The 12,156-nt window shown below is 61.9% G+C and carries 14 protein-coding genes; 12 read left to right on the top strand and 2 right to left on the bottom strand.

Features of this window, described 5'->3' with window-relative positions:
- Positions 1-11: 11 nt before the first annotated feature.
- Positions 12-680 (bottom strand): uracil-DNA glycosylase, encoded by a 669-nt coding sequence (locus tag FZF13_RS27220; protein ID WP_024926771.1) that lies wholly within the window; start codon positions 678-680, stop codon positions 12-14.
- A gap of 14 nt (positions 681-694) precedes the next feature.
- A complete protein-coding gene (locus FZF13_RS27215) occupies positions 695-1,285 on the bottom strand; it encodes a LabA-like NYN domain-containing protein (RefSeq protein WP_024926770.1) in 591 nt (196 codons plus the stop codon).
- Positions 1,286-1,542: 257 nt separating this feature from the next.
- Here FZF13_RS27215 and rpoZ point away from each other — a divergent pair, with 257 nt between their 5' ends.
- The 12 genes from rpoZ (at position 1,543) to FZF13_RS27155 (ending at position 12,111) form a co-directional block, all read left to right on the top strand.
- On the top strand, positions 1,543-1,944 hold the full coding sequence (gene rpoZ, locus FZF13_RS27210; protein WP_024926769.1) for a DNA-directed RNA polymerase subunit omega: 402 nt from the start codon (positions 1,543-1,545) through the stop codon (positions 1,942-1,944).
- A gap of 109 nt (positions 1,945-2,053) precedes the next feature.
- On the top strand, positions 2,054-4,282 hold the full coding sequence (locus tag FZF13_RS27205) for a RelA/SpoT family protein (protein ID WP_024926768.1): 2,229 nt from the start codon (positions 2,054-2,056) through the stop codon (positions 4,280-4,282).
- A gap of 14 nt (positions 4,283-4,296) precedes the next feature.
- Positions 4,297-4,875: an orotate phosphoribosyltransferase gene (pyrE, locus tag FZF13_RS27200; protein WP_024926767.1), complete on the top strand. Its 579-nt coding sequence runs from the start codon at positions 4,297-4,299 to the stop codon at positions 4,873-4,875.
- Positions 4,876-4,907: 32 nt separating this feature from the next.
- Positions 4,908-5,501: a DUF2062 domain-containing protein gene (locus FZF13_RS27195; RefSeq protein ID WP_024926766.1), complete on the top strand. Its 594-nt coding sequence runs from the start codon at positions 4,908-4,910 to the stop codon at positions 5,499-5,501.
- Positions 5,498-5,899 (top strand): holo-ACP synthase, encoded by a 402-nt coding sequence (gene acpS / locus FZF13_RS27190; protein ID WP_024926765.1) that lies wholly within the window; start codon positions 5,498-5,500, stop codon positions 5,897-5,899. The genes FZF13_RS27195 and acpS overlap by 4 nt, the downstream gene beginning before the upstream one ends.
- A gap of 90 nt (positions 5,900-5,989) precedes the next feature.
- A complete protein-coding gene (gene lepB / locus FZF13_RS27185) occupies positions 5,990-6,739 on the top strand; it encodes a signal peptidase I (RefSeq protein WP_024926764.1) in 750 nt (249 codons plus the stop codon).
- Between the two features lie 3 nt (positions 6,740-6,742).
- On the top strand, positions 6,743-7,471 hold the full coding sequence (gene rnc, locus FZF13_RS27180) for a ribonuclease III (RefSeq protein ID WP_024926763.1): 729 nt from the start codon (positions 6,743-6,745) through the stop codon (positions 7,469-7,471).
- Positions 7,468-8,385: a GTPase Era gene (era, locus tag FZF13_RS27175; protein WP_024926762.1), complete on the top strand. Its 918-nt coding sequence runs from the start codon at positions 7,468-7,470 to the stop codon at positions 8,383-8,385. The genes rnc and era overlap by 4 nt, the downstream gene beginning before the upstream one ends.
- A gap of 101 nt (positions 8,386-8,486) precedes the next feature.
- Positions 8,487-9,230 (top strand): antitoxin Xre/MbcA/ParS-like domain-containing protein, encoded by a 744-nt coding sequence (locus FZF13_RS27170; protein ID WP_024926761.1) that lies wholly within the window; start codon positions 8,487-8,489, stop codon positions 9,228-9,230.
- Between the two features lie 338 nt (positions 9,231-9,568).
- On the top strand, positions 9,569-10,708 hold the full coding sequence (locus FZF13_RS27165; protein WP_024927283.1) for a porin: 1,140 nt from the start codon (positions 9,569-9,571) through the stop codon (positions 10,706-10,708).
- Positions 10,709-10,834: 126 nt separating this feature from the next.
- Positions 10,835-11,596 carry a DNA repair protein RecO gene (recO, locus tag FZF13_RS27160; RefSeq protein WP_024923929.1) on the top strand — a complete coding sequence of 254 codons (762 nt, stop codon included), beginning with the start codon at positions 10,835-10,837 and terminating at the stop codon, positions 11,594-11,596.
- On the top strand, positions 11,593-12,111 hold the full coding sequence (locus tag FZF13_RS27155) for a PaaI family thioesterase (protein ID WP_024923928.1): 519 nt from the start codon (positions 11,593-11,595) through the stop codon (positions 12,109-12,111). Before recO ends, FZF13_RS27155 begins: the two co-directional genes overlap by 4 nt.
- Positions 12,112-12,156 lie beyond the last annotated feature (45 nt).

Below are 12,156 nucleotides of genomic sequence, written 5' to 3'. Positions count from 1 at the left end.
CCGAGCTTGCATCAGGCCGGACCGAGCTTATCCCTGATGTTGGCAAAGACCTTCACGAACATCTCCTGCGTCAACACGCCGGTATTCGTGTTGTAGCGCGAGCAGTGGTAGCTGGAGAACAAAGCAACGTTCCCGGCCTGATAGTGCGCGCCATGCTTGAAAGGGAAGGCCGCTACACGCAGGCCGAGCGCGCGCACGGTGGACTGATGCGCGATGGCGCCGAGCGTCAATATGGCCTTCAGCTTCGGAAAACGGCCTATGGTCGGAACGAGGAACGACCGGCAGGTGGCGATTTCCGGTCCGGTCGGCTTGTTCTCCGGCGGCACGCAGCGCACCGCATTGACGATCGCCGTGTCGACAAGTTCCAGGCTATCGTCCGGGCGCGCCTCGAATTTGCCGCGCGCGAAACCATGCGAAATCAGGGTCGAGTAAAGTAGGTCGCCGGCGAAGTCGCCGGTGAACGGGCGTCCGGTGCGATTGGCGCCGCGCAGGCCGGGCGCAAGGCCGACAATGAGCAGGCGCACATTGTCTTCGCTTGGCCTTGCCGCGGCGTCACGCGGCAGGAACGCCGGAACGGGACCGTTGAACCAGGCCGGCTCACGCTCGCGCCAGCCAGCGATGAAATCATGCAGGCGAGGGCAGAGCGGGCAATCGTGGGAGGGTTCGGTCGAGGCGGGCATGCCGCCTGCTACCATCAATATTCGTCTTCGTCATCATCATGCGCGACAGCCGGCTCGGCGCGGCGGACAGGCCGTTCGTTCGGATCGCGACCGACCTCGTTCTTCAAGGTCGCAAGGTCGATGAAGTGGTCGGCCTGACGGCGTAAATCGTCGGAAATCATCGGCGGTTGCGAAGACATGGTCGAGACGATGGAAACTTTGCGGCCGCGCCGCTGCAATGCTTCCACCAGCGTGCGGAAATCGCCGTCGCCGGAGAAGATGACATAGTGGTCGACGACGTCGGTGAGCTCCAGCGCGTCGACCGTCAGTTCTATGTCCATATTGCCTTTGATCTTGCGGCGCCCTGCGGCGTCGGTGAATTCCTTGGCGGGTTTGGTCACCACCTTGAAGCCGTTGTAGTCGAGCCAGTCGATCAATGGGCGGATCGAGGAATATTCCTGATCCTCGACAAGCGCGGTGTAATAATAGGCGCGCAGCAGATAGCCCCGCTTCTGGAAGCTGGCCAGCAGCTTTCTGTAGTCGATATCGAAACCGAGTGCGCGCGAGGTCGCGTAAAGATTGGCGCCGTCGATGAAAAGGGCGATTTTTTCGCGTGGATCGAACACGGCAATATCCTTCTTGAAAATAAGAGGCGCGATAAGTACGTAGGGCAAGGTTTCATAGAAAATACCCAGGCCCTTATTCTTGATGGAATAACGCCGGCATCATGGCATTCCAAGAGCAAGAGGGGCTGCGCAAGAAATTGTGATCAATCGCGAGCCGGCAAAGGCAGCCGAGGCGCGTCGTGCTTGTAATCCGGCCTGGTTCGGGCTATGGAGCCCGCCAGATTTCCAATAGATCAAGAGCATGAAAGGGGCATCGAATGGCCCGCGTAACCGTTGAAGATTGCATCGACAAGGTCGACAACCGCTTCGAGCTGGTGCTGTTGGCCGGCCATCGCGCCCGCCAGATCAGCCAGGGCGCACAGATCACCGTGCCGCGCGACAACGACAAGAACCCGGTCGTGGCGCTGCGCGAGATCGCCGACGAGACGCTTTCGCCCGGCGATCTCAAGGAAGATCTGATCCACTCGCTGCAGAAGCATGTCGAGGTCGACGAGCCGGAAGCGCCCGAAAGCGAAGCGATCACCGATCAGACCGGCACTGCCGTCGCGGCCGATGCCGACGAGCCGGAAGAGAACATCACTTTCGACCGTATGACGGAAGAAGACCTGCTGGCCGGCATCGAAGGCCTGGTCGCGCCGGAAAAGAACGACGATTATTGATAGCCGACGGGGCTTCGGCCCTTTCGCGCCATAGTTTTCGTGGCTATTTGTGACATGCGCCGCCGTCGCTGCGGCGCATGATTCATTTGAGCTTTGCGAGAATCCGCCCATGATGCGTCAATATGAGCTTGTCGAGCGCGTGCAGCGCTACAAGCCCGACGTCAACGAGGCGCTGCTCAACAAGGCCTATGTTTATGCCATGCAGAAGCATGGCCACCAGAAGCGTGCTTCCGGCGATCCCTATTTTTCGCACCCGCTCGAAGTTGCTGCCATCCTCACCGACATGCATCTCGACGAGGCGACCATCGCGGTCGCCCTGCTGCACGACACGATCGAGGATACCACCGCGACCCGCGCCGAGATCGACGAACTGTTCGGTCCGGACATGGGCAAGCTGGTGGAAGGGCTGACCAAGCTCAAGAAGCTGGACCTTGTTTCCAAGAAGGCCGAGCAGGCCGAGAATTTGCGCAAGTTGTTGCTGGCGATTTCGGAGGACGTTCGCGTTCTCCTGGTCAAGCTCGCCGACCGGCTCCACAACATGCGTACCCTCGACCATATGCGCGAGGACAAGCGCGTGCGCATCGCCGAGGAGACGATGGAAATCTATGCGCCGCTGGCCGGGCGCATGGGCATGCAGGGCATGCGCGAGGAGCTGGAGGAGATCGCCTTCCGCTTCATCAATCCCGAAGCCTACCGCACGGTGACCGCCAGGCTGGCGGAGATATCGGAGCGCAACAAGGGTGTGCTCGCCGAGATCGAGAACGCGCTTTCGGCCCTGTTCGAGAAACACAACATCAAGGCTGGCGTCAAAAGCCGGCAGAAGAAGCCCTGGTCGGTGTTCCGCAAGATGGAAGCCAAGGCGCTGTCCTTCGAACAACTGTCCGACATTTTTGGTTTCCGCGTGGTCGTCGACACGATCGAGGACTGTTACCGCGCTCTGGGCTTGATCCACACCAGCTGGTCGATGGTTCCCGGCCGGTTCAAGGATTACATCTCGACCCCCAAGCAGAACGACTATCGTTCGATCCACACCACCATCGTCGGTCCGTCGCGCCAGCGTGTCGAGCTGCAGATCCGTACGCGCGAGATGAACAAGATTGCCGAATATGGCGTGGCCGCGCATTCGATCTACAAGGATGCCAAGGGCAAGACCAACGGCGCCACCCACACGATCTCCAAGGAAACCAACGCTTATGCCTGGCTGCGCCGCACCATCGAGCAGCTGGCCGAGGGCGACAATCCCGAGGATTTCCTGGAAAACACCAAGCTGGAGCTGTTCCAGGACCAGGTCTTCTGCTTCACCCCCAAGGGCATGCTGATCGCGTTGCCGCGTGGCGCGACGCCGATCGATTTTGCCTATGCCGTCCACACCGACGTCGGCGACAGCTGCGTGGGCGCCAAGGTCAACGGCCGCGTGATGCCGCTGATGACGGAACTGAAGAACGGCGACGAGGTCGAGATCATCCGTTCCAAGGCGCAGGTGCCACCCGCCGCCTGGGAATCGATCGTGGTCACCGGCAAGGCGCGCGCCGCCATCCGCCGGGCTACCAAGAACGCCATCCGCAAGCAGTATTCCGGCCTCGGTATGCGCATTCTGGAGCGCGCCTTCGAACGCGGCGGCAAGACCTTTTCGAAGGAGAGCTTGAAGCCGGTGCTGCACCGCCTGGCGCGCAAGGACATCGAGGATGTGCTGGCCGCCGTCGGCCGCGGCGAACTCGCTTCGGCGGATGTGCTGAAGGCGGTGTTCCCTGATTACAAGGACGAGCGCGTCACTGTTGCCCAGCCCAAGCACCGCGAAGAGGGTTGGTCGCGCATACGCAACGCCGCCGGCATGCTCTTCCAGATGCCGGGCCGTGCCGCGCGGCGCGACAAGAGCCAGCCCAGGGATGCCGCCGTGCCGATCCGCGGCGTGCGTGGTGATCTGCCCGTGCGTTTCGCGCCGGAGGGTGCTGTGCCGGGCGATCGTATCGTCGGCATCATCCAGCCGGGGTCCGGCATCACCATCTATCCGATCCAGTCGCCGTCGCTGACGGCGTTCGACGATCAGCCGGAACGTTGGATAGACGTGCGCTGGGACATCGACGAGAACAATCGCGAGCGGTTTCCCGCACGTATTTCGGTGACTGCCATCAATGCGCCGGGATCGCTTGCTGATATAGCGCAAGTCGTGGCCGCTAACGATGCCAACATCCACACATTGTCGATGGTGCGCACCGCGCCCGATTTCACCGAAATGTTGATCGACATCGAGGTCTGGGACCTGAAGCATTTGAACCGGCTGCTGTCGCAGCTCAAGGAAAACTCCAGCGTCAGCGATGCGCGGCGCGTCAATGGATGATCGGAACCGCAGGCATGAACACGGCTGAAGTGCTGGATATCTTTCGCTCGGCGGGCGCGGTGCTCGAAGGGCATTTCATCCTCACCTCGGGATTGCGCAGCCCGGTCTTCCTGCAGAAGGCGCGTGTTTTCATGCATGCCGACAAGACGGAACGGCTGTGCAAGGCACTGGCTGGCAAGATCCGGGCAGAGGTCGAAGGGCCGATCGACTATGTCGTCGGTCCGGCGGTCGGCGGGCTGATCCCCGCCTATGAGACCTCGCGCCATCTCGGCGTACCGGCCATCTGGGTGGAGCGCGAGCAGGGTGTGTTCCGGCTGCGCCGCTTCGAAATCGAGAAAGGCGCCCGCGTCGTCATCGTCGAGGACATCGTCACCACCGGCCTGTCGATCCGCGAGACCATCGATTGCCTGCGCGACCTTGGCGCGGAGGTGCTGGCGGCTGCCTGCATCATCGACCGTTCAGCCGGAAAGACCGAGGTGGGGGTGCCCCTGATTGCCCTCGCGCAGTATGAGGTTCCGGCGTATCCTGCGGACAAGTTGCCGCCGGAACTTGCCGCACTGCCGGCGGTTAAACCCGGCAGCCGGGCGCTGTAACGATCGCGGCACTATAGAGTTTGGCCTGACATATGCTGTTCAAGCGAAGGGAAGCCGAGAGTTTAAGCGAGCGGTTGCGCATTTGGCTGTGGCCGCGCCGCTCCCTTTCGCGTTCGCTGCGTTATTTCGCCAAGCGCATCGTCCGGTTGAAGGCGACACCGCATGCCGTTGCTGCTGGCGTCGCCGCCGGCGTGTTCGCGTCTTTCTTTCCGCTCGGCCTGCATTTTGTCATCGCCGCGGTGGTGTGCTGGGTGGTTGCCGGCAACCTCGTCGCCGCGGCGATCGGAACGGCCGTGGGCAATCCGCTGACGGTACCGTTCCTGTGGGGCGCCTCCTGGGAAACCGGCAGGCTGCTGTTGAACGAGCATGTTCCTCACAGCGGTCCGCCGGCGCATCTCGGTGCCATGTTGCGTCACCTGAGCTTCGCGCAGCTTTGGGAACCAGTGCTGAAGCCGATGACCATTGGCGCCATTCCACTGGGTCTTACGGCCGGTCTGATCACCTATGGCCTGACCCGTTGGGGCATGACCAAATTCCAGGATCGGCAGCGCCGGCGTCTGGCCGAGCGCGCCGCGCGCGGCCATCCCGCGTCGGATGTGGGCCATCTGGGTTCTGCCACGCGATGATCATCGGCATCGGTAGCGATTTGATCGACATCCGCCGCATCGAGAAGTCGCTCGAGCGCCACGGCGAGCGTTTCGTCAAGCGTGTCTATACCGATGTGGAGCAGGCGCGGTCGGAGGGACGCAGGATGCGGGCCGCCTCCTATGCTAAGCGCTTCGCGGCAAAGGAGGCTTGCGCCAAGGCACTCGGCACCGGCATCGCGCAAGGTGTCTATTGGCGCGACATGGGCGTTGCCAACCTGCCAAGCGGCAAGCCGACCATGGTTTTGACCGGCGGTGCCGCCGAGCAACTGGAAAAGCTCGTTCCGGCAGGACACCGGGCCGCAATCCACCTGACCATCACCGACGACTACCCACTCGCTCAAGCCTTTGTGATTATCGAGGCGCTGCCTGTCGCATAAGCGCCACAGTGATAGGCGTTGGAAGGACTTATGGGCGTTGCCGGACAGGCAACGACCCCGTATATGAACCGGCGAGGCATCGAGGACGAGATGAGCGTGGCAGATAAATCCGACAAGAAAAGCGGCGGGCTTGGCGAGACCGTCAGTGTCATTGTGCAGGCCTTGCTTCTGGCGTTGGTTATCCGCACGCTGTTCTTCCAGCCATTTTCCATCCCGTCCGGTTCGATGCGTCCGACGCTTCTGGAAGGCGACTATCTCTTCGTCACCAAGTGGGCCTACGGCTATTCGCGCTACTCGCTGCCCTTCGGTCCGGACCTTTTCTCGGGTCGCATCTGGGGCTCCGAGCCGAAGCGCGGCGACGTCGTCGTCTTCAAGTTCCCGCCGGATCCGTCCGTCGACTACATCAAGCGCGTCGTCGGCCTGCCAGGCGACAAGATCCAGATGAAGGGCGGCCAGCTGTTCATCAACGATGTCGGCGTGCCGCGCGTGAAGGTCGGCCAGATCGACAATCCCGACATCACCGAGCAGAATCGCCCGGTCGACGTCTATCGCGAGACGCTGCCCAACGGCGTCTCCTACGATACGCTCGATTTGACGCCGAATGGCATCGGCGACGACACGCGCGAGTTCAAGGTGCCGGAAGGGCACTATTTCATGATGGGCGACAACCGCGACAATTCCAGCGATAGCCGCTTCTCCGTCGGCTATGTGCCTGCCGACAATCTGGTGGGCCGCGCAAACATCATCTTCTTCTCGATTTCCGGTGGTGCAAGCCCGCTCGAGATTTGGAAGTGGCCGTCCGAGATGCGTGCCTCGCGCCTCTTCAATTTTGTCCACTAGCCTATGACGGCACCGAAGCGTTTGACAGCCGACGCGCTTGCCGCCGTCCTGGAAAGCCGAACCGGTCACGCCTTCAGCGACCCGCAGCGACTGCAGCGGGCGCTGACCCATGCCAGCGCGCGTGGAAGCCAGGCCGGTGTCGACTATGAGCGCTTCGAGTTCCTCGGCGACAGGGTGCTCGGCCTTGTTATTGCCGACATGCTTCTCGCAGATTTCCCAAACGCGCCGGAAGGCGAGCTGTCGGTCAGGCTGAACGCTCTGGTCAATGCCGAAACCCTGGCGCAGATCGCCGACGAAATCGGGCTCGCGGAGTTGATCCGCGCCGGCAGCGAAGTTCGCAATCTGGCCGAGCGCAAGCGGGTCAACCTGCGCGCCGACGCGTTGGAATCGCTGATCGCGGTCATCTATCTCGACGGTGGCATCGATGTTGCCCGGCGGTTCATTCACACCTATTGGAAGCCGCGTGCCGGCGCCGTCGGCGCGGCACGTCGCGACCCCAAGACAGAGTTGCAGGAATGGGCGCACCAGGCGACAGGCGCCACGCCTGACTATAGTATCGAAGGGCGCGAGGGGCCGGACCACGATCCGGTGTTTACCGTTCGGGTCAAGGTTGGCGAAAGGGCGCCCGCAACCGGCAGCGGTCGTTCGAAGCGTGAGGCGGAACAGGCTGCCGCCACGGCCCTTCTGGTGCGAGAGGGCGTCTGGGTTCCGGAAGAAGGGGATATGCCGTGACGTCGATCGGTGAGAGTGAGCAGGCCACGCATTCGGGCTTCGTCGCCCTGATCGGCGCCCCGAACGCCGGCAAGTCGACGCTGATCAACCAGCTTGTCGGCTCGAAAGTGTCGATCGTCACCCACAAGGTGCAGACGACGCGTGCCCTGGTGCGTGGCATCGCCACCCATGGCGCCGCTCAGATCGTGTTGCTCGACACGCCCGGTATCTTCAAGCCGAGGCGACGCCTCGACACCGCGATGGTGACGACCGCCTGGGGCGGCGCCAAGGATGCTGATATCGTCCTGGTGCTGATCGATGCCGAGCGCGGCATCAAGGGCGACGCCGACGCCATCCTCGACAGGTTGGCGGACGTGCGCCAGCCAAAGGTTCTGGTGCTGAACAAGGTCGACCGCGTGAAACCGGAAGCGCTGCTGACGCTGACGAAAACTGCCAACGAACGCGTCGCGTTCGACAGGACATTCATGGTTTCCGCCTTGACCGGCTCCGGCTGCAAGGACCTGCTCGACTATCTGGCTGCGACATTGCCGTCCGGTCCCTGGTATTATCCGGAGGATCAGATTTCCGACCTGCCGATGCGCCAGCTGGCAGCCGAGATCACCCGCGAGAAACTCTATCTGCGCCTGCATCAGGAATTGCCCTACTCCTCCCATGTCGAGACCGAGAAATGGGAAGAGAAGAAGGACGGTTCGGTTCGCATCGAACAGGTCATCTATGTCGAGCGCGACAGCCAGAAGAAGATCGTTCTCGGCCACAAGGGCGAAACCATCCGCGCCATTGGCGAAGCCGCGCGCAGGGAGATCGGCGAGATCCTCGAACAGAAGACGCATTTGTTCCTGTTCGTGAAAGTGCGCGAGAACTGGGGCGACGATCCCGAGCGCTACCGCGAGATGGGGCTGGATTTCCCGCACTGACCGGGCGCCAGCGCCAGTCGCGCAACTGTCACAAACCGCACCTATAGCCGTGTACAGCCTAGGCATCATCCCCATGCCGAGGCAGCGGCGGAATGATGCGAATGAACGAATTCAACAGCGCGGCAAGCGGCGTTGTCCGCTCTGAGCTCGAGCGAGTTGTTGCGGCAGCGCTGGAACAAGCCCTGCGCGGTCGCGGTGGTGAGACATCCGAGAATGCCGTGAAGCTGGCGGCTATCGTCGGCGGCAGCGTTGCAACCGCGATCATCAATCTGTCGCCGCGCCAGCACAGAGCGCTCTCGGCTACCCTGAAGAACCCTTCCAAGCTGGCGCCCAAGATCGTCAGGCTGCTGCTGGCCGACGCGGCGCAAGAAACCGAATCGACGTCGGCAAGAGGCCAGCTCGATTCGATGGAGACGTCCGCCGCCTCGCAATCCGAGATGGCCAGCGATTCGCAGCCGCAGCGTGGCGGGCTGGCGTCGGCGCTCATCGAGGATTGGGCAGGGCAGGTGGCCGGCTCGACCTATCTGGAAGAGACGCTGCGGATACCGCGCTCCACGCTGCACCGCTGGCAGCGGCGCGGCGAGGTCATCGCGCTGCGTACCGGCGGCAGGAAACATGTCTTTCCGCTCGCCCAATTCGTCGATGGCCGGCCGGTGCCGGGCATTCGCGAGGTTTTGCAATTGATTGGGCATCCACGCACCGCGTGGTCGTGGCTGATTCGACCAGCCGCGGAGTTCGATGGCGAGGCTCCGATCGACCTTTTGACCAAGGATCGATCCGACGATGTCATCCGCGCCGCGGCGGCGGTTTCCGCCAGCACGGACCAGCTTCCGCAGACGACCTGAGCGCCTTCGTTCCCGGTTGTTTCACCGCCCTTTACGCTCCTTTCGAGAATATTATTCGACGAAGAGTGCGCCTTTTATGACAGTTTTCTGTCGTTGTGCCGTTTGTGCCAAAATCTGTTTAAAATCAACATCTTAGTTGTAAATATACAACAAGCTTCCGTTGAATCCGCGCGGACGGCGTTGTGCGGTGCAATATTCATTGAAAGCGAGAATTCGATGCGTATTGTCCCGATCGAAAGAGCGCGCTGACGTGCCTCCTTCAACAGGCGGTTGGCATTTTTTGGCCCTCGGCCGAGAACACGAAAACACATTTTGAAAAATTGACTGGAGAGGTCAAAATGAACATCAAGAGCCTTCTGCTCGGCTCGGCTGCGGCACTGCTCGCAGTCTCCGGCGCGCGTGCGGCCGATGCGGTCGTCGTTGCCGAACCGGAACCCGCTGAATACGTCAAGATCTGCGACGTCTACGGCGCTGGCTACTTCTACATCCCGGGCACCGAAACCTGCCTGCGCGTCGGCGGCTATCTCCGCTATGACGCCGGCTTCGGCGACATCGGCACCTTCGACGGTTCGGTGACCAATGATCGCCTGAACGGCGACAGGCAGCACACCTACTACAAGAACGCCCGCTTCGCGCTGAAGACCTGGACCGGTCAGGAGACCGAGCTCGGCACCCTGAAGACCTACACCGAAACCCGCTTCCAGTTCGGCAACACCAATGCCGACGGCACCGCGCAGAACAAGTCGGTGTCGCTGAACTTCGCCTGGATCCAGCTCGGTGGTCTGCGCGTCGGTAAGGACGAAACCGCCTACGACACCTTCATCGGCTACGCCGGTAACGTCATCCAGGACACGATCATCCCGTATGGCGGCAAGGACACCAACCTGATCAGCTACACCTTCGATGCCGGCAACGGCCTCTCGGCGATCGTGTCGCTCGAACAGGGCGCCGGCAGCTATTCGCGCGTCAAGCGCGTTGGCGACACCTGGGTCTCCGACAACAACACCATCGACAGCTATGTTCCGCACGTCGTCGGCGGTGTGAAGTACAAGGGTGACTGGGGTTCGGTGACCGGCGTCGTTGCTTACAACAGCGCCTTCGAAGAGTGGGCCGGCAAGGTTCGCCTCGACGTGAACGCCACCAGCGACCTCACCCTCTTCGTCATGGGCGGTTACGGTACGGACGACAACATCGACCGCAACCAGTACAAGCCTTGGGGCGGCAACTGGGCTGTCTGGGGTGGCGGTACCTACAAGTTCAACTCCAAGACCAAGTTCAACACCCAGATCTCGTATGACGACAACCGCAATCTCGCGATTGCCGCCAACGTTGCCTACGAAATCGTCCCCGGCTTCACCATCACGCCCGAAGTGGACTTCCTCCACAACGGCCGTTACGGCGAGGCAGGCTCGACCTGGACCAAGGCCGACAAGAAGAACAGCCTGGGCGGCATCATCCGCTTCCAGCGCAACTTCTAATCAGCTTCAAACCCTGGTTTTGCGGCCCGCGACAATCGTCGCGGGCCGTTTCCGTTTGGCGGCAGCAACTGTCCGGTTGTTCGCCTGCTTCTTGATTTCGTCTCAGAAGGCGTCAAATCTCCGCCCATGGAATGGCGCGACGAGGGAATCGTTCTCGGCACCCGCAAGCATGGCGAAACCAGCGCCATCCTTGAGGTGATGACACAAACGCATGGCAGGCATCTCGGCCTCGTGCGCGGCGGTCGTTCGCGCAAGATCCAGCCGGTGCTCCAGGCTGGCAATCGCGTCGATCTGATCTGGCGCGCGCGGCTGGACGAGCATCTGGGCACGTTCCAGGCTGAAGCGATCGAGATGAACGCTGCGCGGCTGATGGACAGCGCCGTCGCCGTCTACGGCCTGCAGCTTCTGGCCGCGCATCTGCGCCTGTTGCCGGAGCGTGACCGGCATGACGGTCTCTACGCCACCTTGGGCGTGATCGTCGAACATCTCCAGGATGCGGATCTTGCCGGCGAACTGGTGGCGCGTTTCGAATTGCTGGTGCTCGATGAACTCGGTTTCGGCCTCGATCTTACGGAATGTGCCGCGACGGGTACCAGGCAGGATCTGACCTATGTCTCGCCGAAATCGGGCAGGGCGGTGTCGCGCGAGGCGGGCGCGCCGTGGCACGACAAGATGCTGGTGTTGCCGGGCTTCCTGCAGAGAGGCGGCGGGCAGCATGCCGACCCAGACGCCATCGAGGATGCATTTCGCCTGACCGGTTTCTTCTTCAGGCGCCATGTCTACGAGCCGCGCGGCATCGAACCGCCCGATGCGCGTTCGGGATTTCTCGCGGCCCTGCGCAAACATCATGCCGGCCCGAAGGCCATTACGGGAGACAACGCCGCATGAGCGCAATGGAGCTTTACCCGGATCTGGTCTCGCCCATGGGTGTAGGCACCATCCCGCATGCCGAAATCGCTGACTGTTCGGGGCTGGAATTCCTACAGCGCATTGTCGATGGCCAATATCCGACCCCGCCGATGGCCTACCAGATGAATTTCGGCTTGACCGAGGTGGCGGAGGGGCGGGCGGTCTTTCGTGGCGTGCCCAATGAGAAGCATCTCAATCCCATGGGCGGCGTGCATGGCGGCTGGGCGGCGACCATCCTGGATTCCGCGCTCGGCTGTGCCGTACAAACCTTGCTTGCGAAGGGCGAGGCCTATGCCACGGCAGAGTTCAAGGTCAATCTGATGCGCCCCATCACGCCGAATAGCGGCGAACTGGTCTGCGAAGGCAGGGTCATCCACAAGGGGCGTACGCTGGCGGTATCGGAAGCGAGCCTGAAGGACAGCGCAGGCAAACTGCTGGCTTTCGGCACGGAAACCTGTTCGATCTTCCCACTGGGCAATTTGGCTGCCAGATAGGGCGTATCTGTAGTTCTCGGAAACTGTCAGACTCGGGGATTTTCG

The organism is Mesorhizobium terrae (assembly GCF_008727715.1).
Taxonomy (GTDB): Bacteria; Pseudomonadota; Alphaproteobacteria; order Rhizobiales; family Rhizobiaceae; genus Mesorhizobium; species Mesorhizobium terrae.
This window is presented reverse-complemented; position numbering and strand designations above follow the sequence as displayed.